This window comes from Mesorhizobium sp. RCAM 05099 (assembly GCF_059683685.1).
This window is the reverse complement of sequence record NZ_CM185035.1, coordinates 497,738-518,440: the sequence shown is the minus strand read 5'-3', so window position 1 is coordinate 518,440 and position 20,703 is coordinate 497,738. Positions and strand designations below refer to the sequence as shown.

Genomic DNA, 20,703 nt, shown 5'->3' with positions numbered 1-20,703 from the left:
CACCGAACGCGACAAGGCGCATCCGGCGGCGAACTTCCGCGCCGGATGCCGCCATTGCCGCAGTGCCGGCAAGTCATTCCTATCGCGGCAAGGTCTCGAAACCTCGCCGCCCAACTCGCCGGATTGTAACCGGCCTGTGATCACAAACACGACGATCGAGGAGATCAAAGATGTTGCAGCAACGGAAAATCAGGACCACGGCCGGCCGCGGCCGCCTGTTCGACAGCATTCTCGACACCGTCGGCGACACGCCGGCAATCCGCATCAACAATCTCGGGCCGGCCCATGCGACGATCTATGTGAAGGCCGAGTTCTTCAATCCCGGCGCGTCGGTGAAGGATCGGCTGGCGCTCAACATCATCGAGGAGGGCGAGCGCAGCGGCGCGCTGAAGCCGGGCCAGACCGTGGTCGAGGCGACCAGCGGCAACACCGGCATCGGGCTGGCCATGGTCTGCGCGCAGAAAGGCTATCCGCTGGTCGTCACCATGGCCGACAGTTTCTCCGTCGAGCGCCGCAAGCTGATGCGCATGCTGGGCGCCAAGGTGGTGCTGACGCCGCGCGCCGAAAAAGGCTTCGGCATGTACAAGAAGGCGGTGGAACTGGCTGAGGCCAATGGCTGGTTCCTCGCCCGCCAGTTCGAGACGGCGGCCAATGCCGCCATCCACGAGGCCACCACGGCGCGCGAGATCATCAATGATTTCGCCGGCTCGCGGCTAGACTGTTTCGTCACCGGCTATGGCACCGGTGGCACCGTCGTCGGCGTGGCGCGCGTGCTGCGCCGCGAGCGGCCGGAGACCCGCATCGTGCTCTCCGAGCCGGCCAACGCGCAGCTTGTCGGCAGCGGCAAGGCGCAGCAGCGCGGTGCCGATGGCGCCCCGGCCGCCAGCCACCCTGCCTTCGAGCCGCATCCTGTCCAGGGCTGGACGCCGGATTTCATCCCCAACGTGCTGCAGGAAGCCATCGACACCAGCCTCTATGACGAGGTGATGCCGATCGCGGGGCCCGAAGGCATCAAATGGGCCAAGGCGCTGGCGCGCCAGGAAGGCATCTTCACCGGCATCTCCGGCGGCGCCACCTTCGCGGTGGCGCGGCAGGTCGCGGAGAAAGCTCCGGCCGGCGCGGTGATCCTGTGCATGCTGCCCGACACCGGCGAGCGCTACATGTCGACGCCGCTGTTCGACGGCATCGAGGCCGAGATGGACGCCGACGAGATGGCGCTGTCGCGCTCGACGCCGGGCTGCCAGTTCCCGGCGGCTTGACGGGAGACCGAAGCATGGACGCCGTGCAGGAAGCCTCTGGCATGCTGGCCGAGGAAACGCTTGATCCCTCCGACTGGGCCGATGTTCAAGCCCTGTCGCACCGGGTCATCGATGATGCCGTCGCTTATCTGAGCGATGTGCGCGACCGCCCGGTCTGGCGGGAGATGCCGGCGGATGTCCGAGAGTTCTTCGCGACGCCCCTGCCGCGATCGCCGGCGTCCCTTGCCGCCGTCTATGGCGAGGTCTCCCGCACCGTGATGTCCTATCCGATGGGCAACATCCATCCGCGCTTCTGGGCCTGGTATATGGGGTCGAGCAACTTCACCGGCGCGCTTGGCGATTTCCTGGCGGCGGTCCAGGGCTCCAATCTCGGCGGCGGCAACCACGCCGCCGGGCTGATGGACGGCCAGGTGGTCAACTGGTGCAAGCAGATGCTGGGCTTTCCCGCTTCGGCCGGCGGCACGCTGGTCAGCGGCGGCTCGATGGCCAACATCATCGGGCTGACGGTGGCGCGCAACACCAAGGCCGGTATCGACGTGCGCGAGCACGGCGTTGGCGCCATCGAAAAGCCATTGCGCTTCTATGGCTCGGACCAGATCCATTCCTGCCATCGCAAGGCAATGGAAGCGCTCGGCCTCGGCAACCGGGCGCTGCGCCGCATTGCGACCGATGCCAGCCTGCGCATCGACATCGCCGCCTTGCGCGCGGCGATTGCCGAGGACCGCGCGGCCGGGTTCAAGCCGGCCTGTGTCATCGGCAATGCCGGCACGGTGAACACCGGGGCGATCGACGACCTGCGGACGCTTGCCAAACTGGCGCACGAGGAAGACCTCTGGTTCCATGTCGACGGCTGCATCGGCGCGCTCATCGCCATCGCGCCACGGAACGCCTATCGCGTTGCCGGCATCGAATGGGCCGATTCGGTCGCGCTCGACCCGCACAAATGGCTGCATGCGCCGTTCGAGGTCGGTTGCGCCCTGGTCAGGGACGCCGTCGCGCACCGCAAGACCTTCGCGGTGACGCCGGAATATCTGGAATCGATGCCGCGTGGCCTCGCCTCCGGCGAATGGCTGCACGACTACGGTTTGCAGACGACGCGCGGTTTTCGCGCGCTCAAGGTGTGGATGGCGCTGAAGGAGCATGGCGTCGACAAGTTCGGCCGCCTGATCGACCAGAACATCGCGCAAGCGGCCTATCTCGCAGGGTTGATCGAGGCCGAGCCGCTGCTGCAACTGGTCGCGCCGCCCACCATCAACATCGTCTGCTTCCGCTATCAGCCCGGCCTCGCCGGCGAGGCGCTGAAGGCGCTCAACACCGAGATCATGCTGCGGCTGCAGGAACAGGGCATCGCCGCACTGTCGGACACCACGGTGCATGGCGAACACTGCCTGCGCGTGGCGATCAACAACCATCGCACCCGGCGAGAGGATCTCGACCTCCTGATGCGTGAAACGGTGCGGCTGGGGCGGGAAATAACGGCGGAGAGCTCCACGTCTTCCTAGTTCGCGGCAGGCATGCGATTCTGCCGGGATGATTCGGGAGGTCCGATCGTGACGCTCTTTCGCATGGCCGCGCTCGCGGCACTTGTCTTCACCACTTCGGCCGGGGCCGCCGACATGGCCTTCTTCATCAAGAACCTGCGTAAGGAAGCGGTTGCGGTGGAGCTGTTCAGCCATGACCGCGAAACGGTCTGGCCGGGCAACGACCAGGTGTTCCTGATAGATCCGGGCTCGCAGAAATCGGTGCCGCTGTCCTGCAATCAGGGCGAGCACATCTGCTACGGCGCCTGGGTCAACGGCGACGACAGCATCTCCGCCGGCGTCGGGCCGGACAATGACCAGCCCTGCGACACCTGCTGCTTCATCTGCGTGGAACATACCACCGAGACGATCGACCTGGTGCCATGAGGCGTCGGACCCAAATTTAGTCGGGGGTCAGCCCGCATGGCCCACTTCCGCGATTCAATGCGGCATGCGATGGTCGCCGCACGGCCGGGTGGGCCGTTTCTTTCCTGGGGGTTGTCATGTTTTATGCTTATGCGCGCCGCACGGTGCTCGCGCTCTCTCTTGGCGCGCTGTTCGCGCCGGCGGCGCATGCCGCCGATATCACCTTCGCCATCAAGAACAGCCACCCCAATGCCATGCGGGTCGAGCTCTACAGCCAGGACCGTGACTATGTCTGGCCGGGCGACGGCAAGGATTTCTATCTCGACGATGGCGAGACCAAGCAGATACCGGTCTCCTGCAACGAGGGCGAGTCGATCTGCTACGGCGCCTGGGTCGATGGCGACGAAGAGACCTATTGGGGCGTCGGTCCCGGCAACAAGGAAAAATGCGACGACTGCTGCTACACTTGCAGCGGCGGCGAGACCGAGGAAATTGAATTGACCCCGTGAATCGGACTAGCTTGCGGGAGCCGGTCCGGCGTGACAGGAAGCCCTGGCGGGGCCAGCAGGAGCGCGGCGATGGCAGGCATGGTCGAAAGCGACAAGATCGACGTCGGATTTTCCGGCAAACGCTGCATCCATTCGCGCAATTGCGTGCTTGGCGATCCGCACGTCTTCATACCCAACGCGCCGGGGCAGTGGATCCACCCCGACGCGGCCAGCGTCGAAAAGGTGGTGGCGATCGCCGAGAGCTGTCCTTCCGGCGCCATCACATACGTCAGAAAGGACGGCGGGCCGCAGGAACAGCCGCCGGTGGTCAACACCGTGCGGCTGCGGGAAAACGGCCCGCTGGCCGTCCATGCCGAGATCGTGCTCGACGGCGAGACCTTTTATCGCGCCACGCTCTGCCGCTGCGGCGCTTCGGAAAACAAGCCGTTCTGCGACGGCAACCACACCAAATCAGGTTTTGCCGCCACCGGCGAACCGCCGCTCAAGGACACGCCGGCGCTGGAGGCGAGGAATGGCCCGCTTAAAGTGACGCCGACCACCAACGGCCCGCTCAAGCTCGAGGGCAATGTCGAGATCGTCACCGGCACCGGTCACACGATCGACCGCACGCAACGCACCTTCCTCTGCCGCTGCGGCCATTCGGCCAACAAGCCATTTTGCGACGGCACGCATAAAAAGATAGGCTTCGTGGCATGAAAGGCCATTCGCCAGCGTTAGTGTAGGATGAGGGTTCGCGCTCAGGAGGAAATTCGTCATGCGCACCATGCTTGTTCTTGCCCTGCTTGCCTTTGCCATGCCCGCCTACGCCGCCAATCACGCGGTCCAGATCAAGGGCATGAAATTCAACCCGTCCAAAATCTCGGTCGCCGTCGGCGACACCATCACCTTCACCAATGCCGACTCGATGACGCACACCGCCACCGCGCTCGACGGCTCCTTCGACACCGGCCATCTCGCCACCGGCAAGAGCGCCAAGGTCAAGATATCGGCCGCCGGCGCGCACCCATTCCATTGTGCGATCCACAGCTCGATGAAGGGCACCGTCACGGCGAAATAGCGGCATCCTCGCGGGGCTTGGTCTTCTGTTCTGTGAGAATACCTCCAGCGTTGGCGGGAGATGGTCACCAATGCATGTCGCCCAAAGGGGTGAGCAGCGGTCTTGGGACAACGACATGCATGAAAACAAGGACTTAAAGCGCGTCGCGTGAATCCGGCTCAACGCGGCGCTATATCGTTGCGGCCAAAGCTGCTGATCTTCCCCAACACGGGAGATCAGGCGCTCATCGCGTCTTGGCCCAGCGCTCGCCGCTTTATCGGCCGGCCCGTATCGGCTAAGGGCGGGGAGCAAAAAGCCTCGCCCGTCCGGATCCGCCAAAAGAATGACCGCCAAGACCAAGCCAAAGCCGCTGTTCCTCGGGATCGACACCGGTGGCACCTACACCGATGCCGTGCTGTGGTCCGAGACGGAGGGCCCGCAGCAGGGGCCGAACAAGGGCAAGGTGCTGGCCAAGGCCAAGGCGCTGACCACGCGGCATGACCTGGCCGTCGGCATTTCCGGCGCCGTCGACGCGGTGCTGCGGAAGGCCGGCTCCGATCCGGCAGCCATCAAGCTGGTCTCGATGTCGACGACGCTTGCCACCAACGCGCTGGTCGAGGGCCAGGGTGGCCGCGTCGCGCTGGTGATGATCGGTTTTTCCGAGGCCGACCTCGCCCGCGACGGGCTGAAGGCCGCGCTCGGCACCGACCCGGTGGTGTTCTGCCCCGGCGGCCACGATGTCCATGGCAATGCCGCCCAGCTCGATCTGTCCGGACTGGAGGCCGCCTTGCCGGAACTCGGCGCCTCGGTGTCCGGCTTTGCCGTCTGCGCCTATTTCGCCACCCGCAACCCGGCGCACGAGATTGCCGCCCGCGACCTGATCCGCGAAAGGACGGGCCTGCCGGTCACCGCCAGCCACGAACTGTCGGCCAAGCTCGGTGGCCCGCGCCGGGCGCTGACCACGCTGCTCAACGCCAGGCTGATCTCGATGATCGACCGGCTGGTGGCGGCGACCGAAGGCTTTTTGGAAGCACGCAGGATCGTGGCGCCCCTGATGGTGGTGCGCGGCGACGGCGCGCTGGTTTCGGCCGCCTTCGCCCGCCAGCGGCCGATCGAGACGATCCTCTCCGGCCCAGCCGCCAGTCTGGTCGGCGCCCACCACATGACCGGGCTCGACAATGCCGTTGTGTCCGACATCGGCGGCACCACCACCGACGTCGCCGTGCTCGACAACGGCCGCCCGCGGCTTGATCCGGAAGGCGCCACGGTCGGCGGCTTCCGCACCATGGTCGAGGCGGTCGCCATGCGCACTTACGGCCTCGGCGGCGATTCCGAAGTGGCGCTGGAGGACGGCGCGCTCAACCCGAAGATCCTGCTTGGACCGCGCCGCCTGGTGCCGCTGGCTTTGGCCGGCATGGCGCATGGCGCCGCCGTCACGGCGGAACTCGAACGGCAGCTGCGGGCACCCAATCCGGGCCGCATGGACGGCCGCTTCGCGGTGCGCACCGGCGTGCCGGACCGGCTTGCCGCAGGGCTGACCGGCGCCGAGGCCAGGCTCTATGAGACGATCGGTGCGGTGCCGGTCGCCATCGACAAGCTTTTGATGTCGAACGCGCAGAACGCGACGCTCAACCGGCTGGTGTCGCGCGGGCTGGTGCATGTCGCCGGCTTCACGCCGTCGGATGCCGCTCATGTGCTGGGCAAGCAGGCCAACTGGGATCCGGTCGCGGCTCGGCTGGGCGCCGAGCTGTTCGCGCGCAAGCGGGACGGCCGTGGCCAGCCTATCGCCGCCTCGCCCGAAGCAATCTCGGAGCGCGTGCTGGTGACGCTGACGCGTTGGTCGGCCGAATACATCCTCGAAACCGCCTTTACCGAGGATGGGCTCGATGGCGCGGCGACGGTGGCACACGCGCTGGTGCAGCGCGCCGTCGATGCGCATCCCGGCATCGCCCGCCTCAGCGTCGCGCTCGACCGTCCGGTCATCGGCCTTGGCGCCTCGGCGCCGCTGCATTATGCCGGCCTGCCACCGTTGGTCGGCAATGACTGCGTGGTGCCGGAAGATACCGATGTCGCCAATGCGCTCGGCGCCGTCGTCGGTCAGGTGCGGGTGTCGGCCGAGGCGCGGGTCAGCCAGCCCAAGGAAGGGCTGTTCCGTCTTGCCTCGGGTGAAACCGTGCGCGATTTCCTCGACGAAGCCATGGCGATCGCGGCGGCCGAGGCCGATGTCCGCGCCATCGTCGCCCAGCGGGCGAGGGAAGCCGGCACCGACAGCGCCGAGATCGACGTCACGACCGAATTCCGTGTCTCGACCGTCGAAGCCCAGCGCATGTTCATCGAGGCGCATGTCGTGGCGGTGGCCTCGGGAAGGCCGCGCATCGCGGTTTAGATTCAGGTGAGGCCGGCCTGCAAATGGCGGCCTCCTGCGCTTCCGGTGCTCACGTACCCAAAAGTACGCTCCGCTCCGGTTCTCGGACACCACCATTTTCGGCTCGGCCTGACCTGAAATCCCCCGCCTTCGTCATCCTAGGGCGGAGCAGGAGCGAAGCGACGTCGCGGAGACCCTAGGGTCCATGCCGTGACGTTGGACGTGGAATGCAATGGTTCAGAATGGCATGCGCAAACAGCACCGAGGACGAAGAACACCCGGTACTTCGAACGAGCTCAAAATGCTCACCTTCACCCTAAGCTGAATTGACCCTGCACCCCTGACATGCCAAAGGCCCGCGAAGCCTTTCGTCTGGAGAAGCCTTATGACCGATCGCATCGAGATCGCCGGATTGCGGATTGCCCGCGAGCTGCATGATTTTGTGGCTGACGAGGCGTTGCCCGGCACCGGCATCGCGGCGGACGCGTTCTGGAGCGGCTTCTCGGTCATCGTCCATGACCTCGCCCCGAAAAACCGGGCGCTGCTGGCAAAGCGCGACGCCATGCAGGAGAAGCTCGACGGCTGGTATCGCGACCATGGCGCGCCCGTCGACATGGAGGCCTACAAGGCTTTCCTGAAAGAGATCGGCTATCTCGTCCCCGAGGGACCGGCCTTCAGCGTCACCACCGACAATGTCGACCCGGAAATCGCCGTGGTCGCCGGGCCACAGCTGGTCGTACCGGTGATGAATGCCCGCTACGCCCTCAATGCCGCCAATGCGCGCTGGGGTTCTCTCTATGACGCGCTCTACGGCACCGACGCCATTCCCGAGACGGATGGCGCCGAAAAGGGCAAGAGCTTCAATCCGGCGCGCGGCGCCAGGGTCGTCTCCTGGACGAAGACTTTTCTCGATGAGGCCGCCCCGCTCACCTTGGGCAAATGGGCCGGCGTCAACGGCCTTTCGGTGGCGCATGGCGCCTTGCGGCTGAGCGCCGGTGCCGGCTCCACGACATTGGCCGACCCCAGACAATTCGTCGGCTATCGCGGCGACGCCTCCAACCCCGACGCCGTGCTGCTGGTGAAAAATGGGCTGCACATCGAGATATCGATCGACCGCAACAACCAGATCGGCCGCACCGATCCGGCCGGGATCGCCGACGTCATCCTGGAATCGGCGCTGACCACCATCCAGGACTGCGAGGATTCGGTCGCGGCGGTGGATGCGCAGGACAAGGTCGTCGTCTACCGCAACTGGCTTGGCCTGATGAAGGGCGACCTGGCCGAGGAGATCAGCAAAGGCGGCCGCACGTTCACCCGCAAGCTCAACCCCGACCGGTCCTACACCGCGCCCGCCGGCGGCACGCTGACGGTACCCGGCCGCTCGCTGATGCTGGTCAGGAATGTCGGCCACCTGATGACCAACCCGGCGATAACAGACCGCGACGGCAACGAGGTCCCGGAAGGCATCATGGATGCGGCGATGACGGCGCTGATCGCGCTGCACGATGTCGGGTCCAATGGCCGCCGCGCCAATTCCCGCGCCGGCTCGATGTATGTTGTGAAACCCAAGATGCACGGGCCGGAAGAAGTCGCCTTCGCCGTCGAGATCTTCGATCGTGTCGAAGCGCTGCTCGGCATGGCCAGGAATACCATCAAGATGGGCATCATGGACGAGGAGCGGCGCACCACGATCAACCTCAAGGAGGCGATCCGCGCCGCACGCGAGCGCGTGGTGTTCATCAACACCGGCTTCCTCGACCGCACCGGCGACGAGATCCACACCTCGATGGAAGCCGGCCCGATGATCCGCAAGGGCGACATGAAGCAGGCCGCCTGGATTTCCGCCTACGAGGCCTGGAACGTCGACACCGGCCTCGAATGCGGGCTGGCCGGCCACGCCCAGATCGGCAAGGGCATGTGGGCGATGCCGGACCTGATGGCGGCGATGCTGGAGCAGAAGATCGCCCATCCCAAGGCCGGCGCCAACACCGCCTGGGTGCCGTCGCCGACGGCGGCGACACTGCACGCCACGCACTACCACAAGGTCGATGTCCACGCCGTGCAGGCAGCGCTGAAGAACCGGCCCAAGGCAAAACTCGATGACATCTTGTCGGTGCCGGTCGCGGTGCGGCCGAACTGGAGCGAGGCCGACATCCAGAAGGAACTCGACAACAACGCGCAAGGCATCCTCGGCTATGTCGTGCGCTGGATCGACCAGGGCGTCGGCTGCTCGAAAGTGCCGGATATCAACGATGTCGGCCTGATGGAAGACCGCGCCACGCTGCGCATCTCCTCGCAGCACATCGCCAACTGGCTGCATCACGGCGTGTGCAGCAAGGATCAGGTGATGGCGACGATGAAGCGCATGGCCGCGATCGTCGATCGCCAGAACGAGGGCGATCCGCTCTATCGGCCGATGGCCGCGGATTTCGACAAGTCGATCGCCTTCCTCGCCGCCTGCGACCTGGTCTTCAAGGGCCGCGTCCAGCCCAACGGCTACACCGAGCCGGTGCTGCATGCGCGGAGGCTAGAGTTGAAGGCGCGAGACGGGGCCTGAGAGGACAGGGGCGAAGGGTCTGTTGCTCCTGGAGGTGAGGGAAGCCTTCCGATGGCCGGGCAGATGATCATGCATGGCTTCGTCGGCTTCCGTATCCCGGTCTGGTTGCGCCGCCTGGTTACGATGCTTCCAACCTTCGCCGTGGTGCGTCTAGGCGCCAACACGACCGATGCACTGGTCTATGGCCAGATGGTGCTGTCCTTCGCCCTGCCGATCCCGATGATCGCACTCGTTATGTTCACTCGAAACCGCAAGATCATGGGTAACTTCATCAACAACCGGCTGACGGACATCGTCGCGATTGTCGGAACGATCATCATCCTGTGCCTGAATGCCGTCTTGCTGCTTCAGACCTTTGGTGTTTCGATTCCGGGACTTGGATAAGGGACGCGTTGCATCATGTGGGCGAAAGAACGCTAAAGGCACAAGCGAGCGCCGATCACATAAATGAGATGTCGAGGTGACTGGCAATCGGTTCCAGGCGTCTTGACGGTCGTCATTCTACCTACTAGTTGGTAGGTGATGAAGCGAGAGATCCCATCATGCCTGGACAAATGAATGATCAGAGCCGCGCCGCGTCATTAAATGGTTGGCTCAAAAGCTATTATTATTTGCGGTTTGCCGTATCGGCGGCCTGGGTTGCGGCGGCTTTCACCGTCGCGAAAAGCAGCCCGCCGCTCGCTGCCGCCATGCTGGTTGCCTACCCCGCATGGGACGCGCTCGCGAACTACATCGACGCGCGCCGCACCGGCGGGCTCAGCCGCAACAAGTCGCAATTGCTCAACTTCGCCGTCAGCATCGTCGCCACGATTGCGGTCGCCATCGCGCTCGGTAACAGCATGAAGGCGGTGCTTTCGGTCTATGGCGTCTGGGCCGTTGTCTCCGGCCTGTTCCAGCTCCTTACGGCGGTGCGTCGCTGGAAAACCAACGGCGCCCAGTGGGCGATGATCCTGAGTGGCGCCCAGTCGGCACTGGCTGGGGTCTTCTTCGTCAAGATGGCGGGCGGCACGGAGGCCATTGGCATCGTCAACGTCGCACCTTATGCCGCTTTCGGCGCCTTCTACTTCCTGGTGTCTGCCGTGTGGTTGTCGGTCAGCGATGTCCTTCGGAAGTCGCCGCAGGCCGCAAGCTAGAGCAATTCCAGCAAAAAGTGCGGGCTCGGTGACCTCGCCGTAACCTCCGTCCGGAATTGCGCCAAAACAAAGAGTTAGAGCGGGTCACCGTTTCCGTGAAACGGTGACCCGCTAAGGACAGAGGAGCCCTCTGCCGGAGCAAGTTATGAACAAGCCTTCGAACACCGCCGATGAGATACTGGCCGCCGCGCGAACCTTCATCGTCGCCGGCGGATACAATGGCTTCAGCTACGCCGATATCGCCGAAGTGATCGGCATCCGCAAAGCCAGCATCCATCACCATTTCCCCAGCAAGGTCGACCTCGTGCAGACCCTGCTCAAGCGTTACCTCGAGGATGCCGTCACGGGCCTGGGAGGGCTCGAGCGCAATGTCCCCGAGTCGCCGGAGTTGCTTCGAACCTATGCCGGTATCTGGGCCCGATGCATTGAGGACGCGAGCATACCGTTCTGCGTCTGCGCACTGCTTGCCAGCGAGCTGCCGGCCCTTCCGCCGGAGGTTGCCGCGGAAGTCCGGGCGTATTTTCAGTTTCTCTCGGGATGGCTGACTGGCGTCATCGAGCGCGGTGCCGAAAAAGGCACGCTGGCAATTTCCGCTTCGCCCCGCGTTGAGGCCGAGGCTTTCATGGCGACCGTGCATGGCGCAATGCTTTCCGCGCGAGCTTACGGCGATACCTTGACCTTCGGCATGATCATGGCGCCGACCCTGCAGAGGCTGATTCCTGGTACGGATCGAGCTGGCTAGGAGGCGCTCTACCACGCTACCCGCGCCATCGGTATCCCTGCGATAGCCCTATGAACGGCATCGCGACGCACGGCGCGGCTAGCGTGGAGATTAGCCAGCGTGCGCGCCACCTTCAACACGCGGTGGTACGTCCGTGCCGATCAAGGACAGGCTTTGGCGGCGTGCTCCGTGCTGGGGATGAAGCCCGCACCAGCGCCGGCCCAAGCCGATGACGGCACGACCGCGTCTATCCTGCCAGCATTGCGGCGCTTGGGACGCAGGGCAGACTTCTCTTTATGATCGCTCATGCTAATTTAACCTTGGGCACCGGCCGCCGGTTGAGGGACATTCCATGAGGGGATATTTCGGGACCGAACTCCAGCAGCGCCTGGAGCGACGAGCGGATGAGCTTGCCAGCACGGTCGTCAACACTCCTGGGCTCTGCAATGCCGGCCGAATGGTCTCCACGGACGACGTCGATCGTGTCGGGCTTGAGGCTTGTATCGCGATGCTGGAGGCGGACGGAGGCTTCGGTTTTCGCCTCGTGCATGAAGACCGCACGGCGGCGATGTCCGCTCACTTGGCGGCCCGGGGACATCGCCTGGATTGGTGGGATACGTTCATGGGCTCTGCTGACGACGTTCTAGCCGCGTCGAAACGGATCGTTGCGCAAGGCCCGCCACAGGGGCTGTCTCACATTGATCTGTCGGGCAACCCGTCAGAGGCTTGCCTTGAGCGCGTGCAGGTCTTTTTCGTGGAGAATGGTCTGGCGCCGTTCTCGCGGTCGACCCTCGCGGGCGAAACGGTCAACGGGCGAACTTTGGCGCTTGTCGACGAGCACGGGGACCTCGTCGCCACGTCGTTTGTCTATATGCCACACAATACCTTTAGTTCGTTCCGCACCTACGCTTGGGGCGGTCTCGCCGCGGTCTCGCCGGCCCACAGGGGCAAGTCGCTTGGCAGCTACATCAATGCCTGCGCCGCCGTCATGGCATTCGAGCAACTCGCGGCGACCGTCTTTTACGAACAGGTCGCCGCAACCAATATTCCATCGAGACGGATGGTCGAAGCGTGTGGGCTGACCCTGCATCCATATCTAAAGAGCGGGCTCGCTTCGACCGCGGCGGAAAAGTTCACGCGGTGACAGTGTTCGGTTTGTCACGGATAGGGAAAGTTGCAATTTCGATCACTCAGGGCTGTCACCTTTCGACGCCTTCACGAGGGCAGCGTTGCCGTCGCCATGGCGGCGCGTCGGTTTGACTGGCCACACCATCTGCATGAATGTTCCGCCAGATATCGGCAAATAACGGCCAAGCGTGGCGTCACTCCGAGGGTGCCCTGATCCCTCATATTCGCGATATATGCGTGAAAAGCCCCGTCGCGCGGGCCTGATTTTCCGTCCGTGGTTCGGGCGCCCGGCTCATGGTATCATGGCCATGGGAGACGGCGGACGCGCCGTGAGCGCCCGTACGCTCCCTATTGTGGGAGGAACCAATGGCTTACTACGTATTGCTGTCGAATTTCACAGATCAAGGTATCAAGAGCATCAAGGACACGCAGAAGCGTGCCGACGCCTTCAAGGCGATGGCCAGCAAGAGTGGCGTCAAGGTTCACACGCTGTTGTGGACGCTTGGCCAACATGATGTTGTCGCGATCGCCGAAGCCGACGACGACATTGCCGCGACCGCTCTGGCCTTGTCGATCGCATCGCTAGGCAACATCAGGACCCAGACATTGAGGGCGTTCGACACGGCGGATATGGCCAAGATCATGGCAAAGATGGCCTGACCGCCAGCCATGCGCGGGCGATCGAAGCCGGCTGCCGAGCTGAATGGCGGCAGGGTTGTCTGTTTCCCTTAAGCGAAAACCCCGGCGCGAGAGGCCGGGGTTTTCGCTGTCCTCGCGAAGAAGCTCACGCCGCTTTCGGCCCTTCACGCCGCCTGCGCCACCCGCTCCGAGCTCATGCGGTAGGAGATCGCTTCGGCGAGATGGATGCGGCCGACGGTTTCGCTGGCATCGAGATCGGCGAGCGTCCGCGCCACTTTCAGCACGCGGTGATAGGCCCGCGCCGAAAAGGCGAGCTTTTCGCTGGCGTCCTTGAGCAGCGACAGGCCGGCAGCGTCGGGCATGGCGATGTCTTCGATCACCGACGGCGCGCAATGCGCGTTGGTGGTGGCGCTGGTCACGCCGAGCCGTTCGAAACGCTCGCGCTGGATGGTGCGGGCGCGTGCCACGCGCAGCGCCACATCGGCACTTTTCTCCGCCCGGTCGGGCCGGATCAGGTCGCTGGCCGAGACTGCCGGCACCTCGATCCTGAGATCGATGCGGTCGAGCAGCGGGCCTGAGATACGCGCTTGGTAGTCGGTGCGGCAGCGCTCGCCGCGCAGGCAGCGATAGCCCGGCTCGCCGGCCATGCCGCATCGGCACGGGTTCATCGCCGCCACCAGCTGGATGCGCGCCGGATAGGTGACGCGATGGTTGGCGCGCGCGATCATGCAGTCGCCGGTCTCCAGCGGCTGGCGCAGCGCGTCGAGCGTCTGCGGTGTGAATTCCGGGAACTCGTCAAGGAACAACACGCCGTGATGCGCCAGCGACACTTCGCCCGGCCGCGCGCGCAGGCCGCCGCCGACCATCGCCGCCATCGAGGCCGAATGGTGCGGGGCTCGGAATGGCCGCCTGTCGGTCAGCTTGCCTTCGCCGAGCTCGCCCGCCACCGAGGCGATCATCGACACTTCCAGCAATTCCTTCGGCGCCAGCGGCGGCAGGATCGACGGCAGCCGCTGCGCCAGCATTGATTTTCCCGAGCCGGGCGGCCCGACCATAAGCAGGTTGTGGCCACCGGCAGCCGCCACTTCCAGCGCCCGCTTGGCGCTCTCCTGGCCCTTGATGTCGGCAAGGTCGGGCAGGTCGCGCGCCGAGGCGTGGATGCCGGCCTCCGGCCGCGACAGCACCTGCGTGCCACGAAAATGATTGGCAATGGCGATCAGGCTGCGCGGCGCCAGAATGTCGAAATCAGCACCCGCCCAGGCCGCTTCCGGCCCGCAGGCGAACGGACAGATCAGGCCCTTGCCCTCGGCATTGGCGCCGATCGCCGCCGGCAAGGCGCCAGCGACGGCGGCAATCGTGCCGTCGAGCGACAATTCGCCAAGCACGACATAGCCGGCCAGCATGTCGCCCGGAATGGCGCCAAGGGCCGCCATCAGGCCAAGCGCGATCGGCAAATCGTAGTGGCTGCCCTCCTTCGGCAGGTCGGCCGGCGCCAGATTGACGGTGACTTTCTTGGACGGCATCGACAGGCCGGAGGCATGCAGTGCCGCCTGCACCCGCTCGCGGCTTTCGGCCACCGCCTTGTCGGCCAGGCCGACAATATGCATGTTGACCTTGCCGGGTGCGATCATCACCTGCACGTCGACCGGCACAGCCTCGATACCCTGGAAAGCGACCGTGCGAACCCGCGCCACCATTTTTCCCACCCCTGGATATGGGCTTGCCCCAGCCCGTGCGATCAGGGCCCTGAAAGCCCCTGGGGAGACAATCACAGTTTCCCGGCCAAGGCAAGAACATTACAGGAACAGTCGCGCGCTGTGGTTGCAGGCGGATTGTGCCGGGTTGCAGGGCGAAAAATGGAGACGGCCTACTTCCGCTTGTCCTCGATCGCGTCCCAGAACAGGCTGGCGATGTCGGCGCCGCCGAAGCGCTTGACCTCGCGCACGCCGGTCGGCGACGTCACGTTGATCTCGGTCATGTAGTCGCCGATGACATCGATGCCGACGAGGATGAAGCCGCGCTCCTTCAGCGAGGGTCCGATGCGGGCGCAGATATCGCGCTCGCGCTCCGTCAGCTCGGTCTTTTCGGCGCGGCCGCCGACATGCATGTTGGAGCGGGAATCATGCTCGGCCGGCACCCGGTTGATGGCACCGACCGGCTCGCCGTCGATCAGGATGATGCGCTTGTCGCCCTTGCGCACCTCCTTCAGGTAGCGCTGCACGATATAGGGTTCGCGGAACATCTGCCCGAACATCTCGAGCAGCGAGGCGAGGTTGCGGTCAGCCTCGTGCAGATGGAAGATACCGGCGCCGCCATTGCCGTAGAGCGGCTTGACGATGATGTCGCCGAACTCCTTGCGGAAGGCGGCGACCTCCTGGCTGTCCTTGGTGATCAGCGTCTCAGGCATCAGGTCGGCAAACTCGGTGACGAAGATCTTTTCCGGGCTGTTGCGCACCCAGGCCGGGTCGTTGACCACCAACGTCCCGGGATGGATGCGCTCGAGGATGTGCGTGGTGGTGATGTAGTTCATGTCGAAGGGCGGATCCTGGCGCAGCAGGACGACGTCCATTTCCGCGAGATCGGTACGCACCTGCTCGCCCAGCGAATAGTGGCTGCCCTTCTCGTCGCGGACGGTCATTTCCTCGATGCGGGCAAACACCTTGCCGTCGCGCAGCGACAGCCGGTCGGGCGTGTAGTGGAACAACTGGTGGCCGCGCCGCTGCGCCTCCAGCGACAGCGCGAACGAAGTGTCGCCGGCGATCGAGACGGTGGAGATATGGTCCATCTGGACGGCGATTTTCAGCTTCATGGCAGGTCTCCGGCGCATCGGATGGCGACTGCCTTGCCTGTACAGCCTCGCCGCGCGTCTGCCAATCGCGACATTTTGAAGATTGGCATCAGGCAACCGCATGCCTGGCCGCCACCGGTCGGTTGGAGACAAGGCAAGGCTGCGCGTCATCGTTTTCTTAAGCCTTGCCGTGCAAGGGTAGGCGCCGAATTGCCCGGCCTGCCGCTGCCGCACCGGGTCCTCGATGGAACAACGACCATGAACGCCGTCACCGCCATCCGCGCCGCTTCGGCCAAAGAGCTCGAACTCACCATCCTCATGCCGTGTCTCAACGAGGCCGAGACGCTGGCCGTCTGCATCGGCAAGGCGAAGGCTTTTCTCGGCAAGGCCGGGATCTCCGGCGAGGTCTTGATCGCCGACAATGGCAGCACCGACGGTTCGCAGGATATCGCCGCCGCGATCGGCGCCCGTGTCGTGCCTGTGGCCGAAAAGGGGTATGGCGCCGCCTTGCTTGGTGGCATCGCCGCTGCCAAGGGCCGCTTCATCATCATGGGCGATGCCGACGACAGCTATGATTTCGGCGCGCTGGAGGCCTTCGTCGCGCGCCTGCGTGACGGCGCCGACCTGGTCATGGGCAATCGCTTCCAAGGCGGCATCGAGCCCGGTGCCATGCCGCCGCTGCACCGCTATCTCGGCAATCCGGTGCTGAGCTTCGTCGGCCGGCTGTTCTTCCGCATCAGGACCGGTGATTTCCACTGCGGTCTGCGCGGCTTCAACACCGAGAGCATCAGGAAGCTCGATTTGCAGACGACCGGCATGGAATTCGCCAGCGAAATGGTGGTGCGCGGCGCGCTGGCCGGCCTGCGCATCGAGGAAGTGCCGACCAAGCTCAAGCCCGACGGCCGCAGCCGGCCGCCGCATCTCAGGACCTGGCGCGACGGCTGGCGACACCTGAAGTTCCTGCTGGTCTACAATCCGCGCTGGATGTTCTTCATACCGGGCACGGTGCTCGGCGGCCTTGGTATGCTGTTTGCGGCGCTGCTGGTGTTCGGGCCGCTGCGCGTGATCGACAATCTGTCGCTCGACCTCAACACCTTCGTCGCCGCCTGTTTCATGGTCGTCACCGGCGTCCAGCTCATCACTTTTGGCGCCATTTCGCGTTACTATGCCGAGATAACCGGCATTCTGCCGCCAAGCCGACGTTCCGACTGGCTGACCAGAACCATCAGCACCGACCGTCTCGCCACCAATGCCGGCATCTGTTTCGCCGGCGGTGTGCTGTTCTTCACCTATGCCGTGGCGCGCTGGGCGCATCTCGGCTTCGGTCCGCTGAACGATTCCGAAATCCCGCGTATCGTCGTGCTCGGCCTCAGCCTGATCGTCATTTCATTCCAGGCATTCTTCTCGGCGTTCCTGCTGGGGGTTCTGGAGATACCGGTAAAACGGCTGAAAGCAGGCCAGGCCAACCGATCGGCCGAAACCGGCGCGCCTGCTGAAAAATGAACGGGCTCGCGCGAAAATTCGCCTCGGTACGGCTTATCCGGTTCGCCGTGGTCGGCATTGGCGCGGCGCTGCTGTTCTTCGGATTGTCGTGGGCCTTGGTTTCGGCCGGCTTGCCGCCGTTTGTCGGAAGCGTCATCGCCTATGTGCTGGCGTTCGTAGTGGCGTATTCGGCGCAGCGCGGCTGGACGTTCGAGGGGCAGCACGACCACGCCCATGCGTTGCCACGCTATCTCGTCACCCAGCTAGGCTGCGCAGCGTTCGCAGGCCTGTCCGCCCATGTCGCGGTGTCGATATTTTCCGCGTCGCCGCTGGTCATGTCAGCCATCACCACGGTCGCCGCAAGCGCGGCGAGCTATGTGCTTTCATTGGTCTGGGTGTTTCGCGACGATCAAAGAGCCGCGTGAAGGCGTTCGGCAGCGGCCCGCCGGCTACCGAAGCGATGCCACGAAGTGCAGACCCCTGTCGAACAGGAGGTTCGCTGGAAAGGGATATAGCGCCAGGTTTTCGCGCCAGGTCTGGGCCTTGAGCCCGACCTGACCGAACATCGCTTCCCATTCCTGTCTGGACAGATAGTTGTAGGGCAGCCTCACATCGTGGCCCTTGTTTCCCACCCAGTCCATGAACCTGAGTGTGCGGTGCGCGAAGGGCCCGTCCCGCAGATGGTCCTTGATGACAACGCCCTTGCGGGCGACCCTTGCGGCTTCGGCGACAAGATGGCCGGGATTGTCCGTGTGGTGGAGGACATCGACTATGGTCACCCAGTCGAACGACCCGGAAGCGGCCGGAATCGTGGCGCCGTCGAAAATCTCCACGGGGATGGCCGTACGCGGACGGACAAAAACATCGATCCCGCGAAACGTCAGCCCGGGTTTCCTGTCCATCACCGCCTTGGCGAGCGAGCCGTCGCCGCAGCCGAGATCGAGAACGGTGCCCTCAGTGCCCAGCATGACGCTGATATGTTCGGAGAGGACCCGGATGCGGCGTTGAAACACTGCACGGCTGTGTGCCGCGTTCAGGATCTTTTTTTCGACCGCCATAATACTCATGCCAAGATCCGGGGCCGAATTGCCTGTTCATCGTCTGTTCCGGGAACATATCCCGTGAATGACGAACAAAGCGTTTCGCGGCGTGGATTGCCTTTCGCAAGGCCGGCTTAAGGTTTGCGCAGTGAGTTGGCGCTAGGTTTCCTTTCGCGAAAGAGAGCGATCAAGGGCCGTCCCGTGACTCCTGTCGATGCCACAATGTCCGTCAAGGCCACGCCACGCCCGTCATGGCATAACGACCTCGCGCTGGCGCTCATCGCCGCGCTGGTGCTGGTTGCCGTCAGCGCCTGCAACGGATTCCGTGAATTGACCAATGCCGGCGGCGACAATGACAGTCTGCTGCGTCTGGTCGAGGTTCGCGACATGCTGGCCGGACAGGGCTGGTTCGACCTGCATCAGTACAGGATGGGGCTTGAAGGCGGCTTCGTCATGCACTGGTCGCGGCTGGTCGACGCGCCGCTTGCCGCCATCATCCTCACGGCCTCGGCCCTGACCGGCAGCATGGCGATGGCCGAGGCCATCGCGCAGATACTGTGGCCGGCGCTGCTGTTCTGTGCGGCCGTGTTCTTCACCGCCCGCGCGGCGCGCGGTTTCGCCGGTGCGGGCGCCGTGCTGCCGGCTGTCGTCGTCGGCGCCGCGGCGCTGCATTTCATCGGCATCTTTTCGCCGGGTGCGCTCGATCATCACAATGTCCAGCTGACGCTGACCATGGCCAGCCTGGGTTTGCTGCTCGAGGCACCCGAGCGTCGGTGGGCGGCACTGTTTTCGGGCCTGTGCGCGGCGCTGACGCTGGCTGTCGGCATGGAAACCGCGCCCTATGTCGCCGCCATCGGCGCCTGCACGGCGATATTGTTTGTCGTCGACCCGGGAGGAGAACGCCGGATCGCGATGGATTTTGGCCTCGGCTTTGCCGGCGTTTCGGCGCTGGTGTTCGTCACCACCATCCCGCCGTCGGCCTGGGGCCAGGCGCAATGCGATGCCTTCTCGACCATGCAGTTCGTCGTCGCGGCGCTTGCTGGAACTGGCCTTGCGACCATCGCTTCGGTCGATGCGGCCAGCCGCACGCGCCGGCGGCGGCTGATCTCGCTTGGCCTGCTTGCCATGGTGCTGGGCGCTGTCGTGGTGTCACTGTTCCCGCAATGCCTGGCAGCTCCCTATGCGAACCTCGATCCGCGCCTCAGGGAATTATGGCTCGATTACATCGACGAGGCGCAGTCGCTGTACAAACTTGTCCTCTACGATCCGGTCCGGGTGGTGGCGCGTTTTGCCACGCCGCTGCTGGCGGTCGCCCTGATGGTGCTTCGCTTCAGCCGTGGCGGCTGGCGGCGGCAGGACAGTCTTGTCGGCGGGCTGCTGGTTGTGGCGGTCCTGGTCAGCGCCTGGGAAGTGCGCGGCTCGACTTTCTCCATCGCCTTCGCGGTGATCCCGCTTTCCGCCTGGATCGCCAAATGGCGGCAGCGGGCCGAAACCAGCCCGTCACGCGGCGCGCTGCTCAGGATGGTCGCGGCCTGGCTGATCTCGGTGAACGCAATCTGGTCGGCCGCCGCCGAGGCGGCATCGAGCGTGTTCGAACCCCGCGTGGCCGTCAAGGACGCCAGTGTCGATGGGTCCTGCCAGGGCAAGGCCTCGTTCGCGGCACTCGGCCAGATGCCGGACACCACCGTGCTCGCCATTTCCAATCTTGGCTCGCCCATCCTGGCCTATTCCGGGCATCGCGTGTTCGCCGGGCCGTATCATCGCAACATCGCGGGAAACCTGCTTGCGCTCGATGCCTTCCTCGGATCGGACGCCGATGCGAGGTCGGCGGTCGAAAGCCACCATGTCGGCCTTGTCGCTGTATGCCGTGGCAATCCAGAAAGCCAGCTTCTCGCCGCCACCGCGCCGGACGGCTTTCTGGCCGGGCTGATGCGCCGCAACGTGCCGGAATGGCTGGAGCCGGTCGCGGACACCAGGGGCGCCCCGCTCGAACTCTATCGTGTCAGGCCCAACGGCTGAAGAATTGCCTGAAAACAAAGGTTTGACGCATGCGGTGGGGATCTTCCCGAAGGTGATGCACTTTACCCGCGAATAATCGATTTGGGGATACGTTTCCTAAAGGGTTTGCTGACAGTCTGGGTGTAAATCCGCAGTCACAAA

At 64.6% G+C, this 20,703-nt stretch carries 19 protein-coding genes and 1 pseudogene; 16 read left to right on the top strand and 4 right to left on the bottom strand.

Going from position 1 to position 20,703, the window contains the following annotated elements:
- The first annotated feature begins 170 nt into the window (after positions 1 to 170).
- The 11 genes from AC56QQ_RS02465 to AC56QQ_RS02415 all read left to right on the top strand — a co-directional run bounded on the left by AC56QQ_RS02465 (position 171) and on the right by AC56QQ_RS02415 (position 11,487).
- A complete protein-coding gene (locus AC56QQ_RS02465) occupies positions 171 to 1,259 on the top strand; it encodes a PLP-dependent cysteine synthase family protein (RefSeq protein ID WP_497125426.1) in 1,089 nt (362 codons plus the stop codon).
- Positions 1,260 to 1,273: 14 nt separating this feature from the next.
- Positions 1,274 to 2,761, top strand: coding sequence for a pyridoxal phosphate-dependent decarboxylase family protein (locus AC56QQ_RS02460; RefSeq protein WP_497125425.1), 1,488 nt, complete (start codon positions 1,274 to 1,276; stop codon positions 2,759 to 2,761).
- A gap of 48 nt (positions 2,762 to 2,809) precedes the next feature.
- A complete protein-coding gene (locus AC56QQ_RS02455) occupies positions 2,810 to 3,166 on the top strand; it encodes a hypothetical protein (RefSeq protein ID WP_497125424.1) in 357 nt (118 codons plus the stop codon).
- A gap of 116 nt (positions 3,167 to 3,282) precedes the next feature.
- Positions 3,283 to 3,654 (top strand): hypothetical protein, encoded by a 372-nt coding sequence (locus tag AC56QQ_RS02450; RefSeq protein ID WP_497125423.1) that lies wholly within the window; start codon positions 3,283 to 3,285, stop codon positions 3,652 to 3,654.
- Between the two features lie 69 nt (positions 3,655 to 3,723).
- Positions 3,724 to 4,350, top strand: a complete 627-nt coding sequence (locus tag AC56QQ_RS02445; protein WP_497125422.1) for a CDGSH iron-sulfur domain-containing protein — start codon at positions 3,724 to 3,726, stop codon at positions 4,348 to 4,350.
- A gap of 58 nt (positions 4,351 to 4,408) precedes the next feature.
- On the top strand, positions 4,409 to 4,711 hold the full coding sequence (locus AC56QQ_RS02440) for a cupredoxin domain-containing protein (RefSeq protein WP_489858700.1): 303 nt from the start codon (positions 4,409 to 4,411) through the stop codon (positions 4,709 to 4,711).
- Positions 4,712 to 5,033: 322 nt separating this feature from the next.
- Positions 5,034 to 7,076, top strand: a complete 2,043-nt coding sequence (locus AC56QQ_RS02435) for a hydantoinase/oxoprolinase N-terminal domain-containing protein (protein ID WP_497125421.1) — start codon at positions 5,034 to 5,036, stop codon at positions 7,074 to 7,076.
- 364 nt (positions 7,077 to 7,440) lie between these two features.
- On the top strand, positions 7,441 to 9,612 hold the full coding sequence (locus tag AC56QQ_RS02430) for a malate synthase G (RefSeq protein WP_497125420.1): 2,172 nt from the start codon (positions 7,441 to 7,443) through the stop codon (positions 9,610 to 9,612).
- A gap of 51 nt (positions 9,613 to 9,663) precedes the next feature.
- Positions 9,664 to 9,996, top strand: coding sequence for a divalent metal cation transporter (locus tag AC56QQ_RS02425; RefSeq protein ID WP_497125419.1), 333 nt, complete (start codon positions 9,664 to 9,666; stop codon positions 9,994 to 9,996).
- Between the two features lie 158 nt (positions 9,997 to 10,154).
- Complete coding sequence (locus AC56QQ_RS02420) at positions 10,155 to 10,745, top strand: DUF308 domain-containing protein (RefSeq protein ID WP_497125418.1); 591 nt, start codon at positions 10,155 to 10,157, stop codon at positions 10,743 to 10,745.
- A gap of 145 nt (positions 10,746 to 10,890) precedes the next feature.
- Entirely contained in the window at positions 10,891 to 11,487 is a 597-nt protein-coding gene (locus AC56QQ_RS02415; RefSeq protein WP_497125417.1) for a TetR/AcrR family transcriptional regulator, read from the top strand.
- Between the two features lie 8 nt (positions 11,488 to 11,495).
- Here AC56QQ_RS02415 and AC56QQ_RS02410 read toward each other — a convergent pair.
- Positions 11,496 to 11,627: pseudogene (locus AC56QQ_RS02410) on the bottom strand (magnesium chelatase subunit ChlI family protein); the annotation flags it as partial.
- A gap of 191 nt (positions 11,628 to 11,818) precedes the next feature.
- On the opposite strand from AC56QQ_RS02410, the gene AC56QQ_RS02405 reads away from it, so the two are divergent.
- Complete coding sequence (locus tag AC56QQ_RS02405) at positions 11,819 to 12,610, top strand: GNAT family protein (protein ID WP_497125416.1); 792 nt, start codon at positions 11,819 to 11,821, stop codon at positions 12,608 to 12,610.
- Positions 12,611 to 12,960: 350 nt separating this feature from the next.
- A complete protein-coding gene (locus tag AC56QQ_RS02400; protein WP_497125415.1) occupies positions 12,961 to 13,254 on the top strand; it encodes a GYD domain-containing protein in 294 nt (97 codons plus the stop codon).
- A 143-nt stretch (positions 13,255 to 13,397) separates the two neighbouring features.
- Here the strand turns inward: AC56QQ_RS02400 and AC56QQ_RS02395 are convergent, their stop codons facing one another.
- Together AC56QQ_RS02395 and gshB are read right to left on the bottom strand one after the other, a co-directional pair.
- Positions 13,398 to 14,930: a YifB family Mg chelatase-like AAA ATPase gene (locus tag AC56QQ_RS02395; protein ID WP_497125414.1), complete on the bottom strand. Its 1,533-nt coding sequence runs from the start codon at positions 14,928 to 14,930 to the stop codon at positions 13,398 to 13,400.
- Between the two features lie 170 nt (positions 14,931 to 15,100).
- On the bottom strand, positions 15,101 to 16,042 hold the full coding sequence (gene gshB / locus AC56QQ_RS02390; RefSeq protein WP_497125413.1) for a glutathione synthase: 942 nt from the start codon (positions 16,040 to 16,042) through the stop codon (positions 15,101 to 15,103).
- A gap of 237 nt (positions 16,043 to 16,279) precedes the next feature.
- Between gshB and AC56QQ_RS02385 the strand changes: the two genes are divergently transcribed.
- Both AC56QQ_RS02385 and AC56QQ_RS02380 read left to right on the top strand, forming a co-directional pair.
- The gene (locus tag AC56QQ_RS02385; protein ID WP_497100413.1) at positions 16,280 to 17,524 is read left to right on the top strand and encodes a glycosyltransferase family 2 protein; all 1,245 of its coding nucleotides are present in this window, start codon (positions 16,280 to 16,282) and stop codon (positions 17,522 to 17,524) included.
- The gene (locus AC56QQ_RS02380; RefSeq protein WP_497125412.1) at positions 17,521 to 17,928 is read left to right on the top strand and encodes a GtrA family protein; all 408 of its coding nucleotides are present in this window, start codon (positions 17,521 to 17,523) and stop codon (positions 17,926 to 17,928) included. The genes AC56QQ_RS02385 and AC56QQ_RS02380 overlap by 4 nt, the downstream gene beginning before the upstream one ends.
- A 24-nt stretch (positions 17,929 to 17,952) precedes the next feature.
- Here the strand turns inward: AC56QQ_RS02380 and AC56QQ_RS02375 are convergent, their stop codons facing one another.
- Complete coding sequence (locus tag AC56QQ_RS02375; protein WP_497125411.1) at positions 17,953 to 18,570, bottom strand: class I SAM-dependent methyltransferase; 618 nt, start codon at positions 18,568 to 18,570, stop codon at positions 17,953 to 17,955.
- Positions 18,571 to 18,765: 195 nt separating this feature from the next.
- Between AC56QQ_RS02375 and AC56QQ_RS02370 the strand changes: the two genes are divergently transcribed.
- Positions 18,766 to 20,562: a GtrA family protein gene (locus AC56QQ_RS02370; RefSeq protein WP_497125410.1), complete on the top strand. Its 1,797-nt coding sequence runs from the start codon at positions 18,766 to 18,768 to the stop codon at positions 20,560 to 20,562.
- Positions 20,563 to 20,703 lie beyond the last annotated feature (141 nt).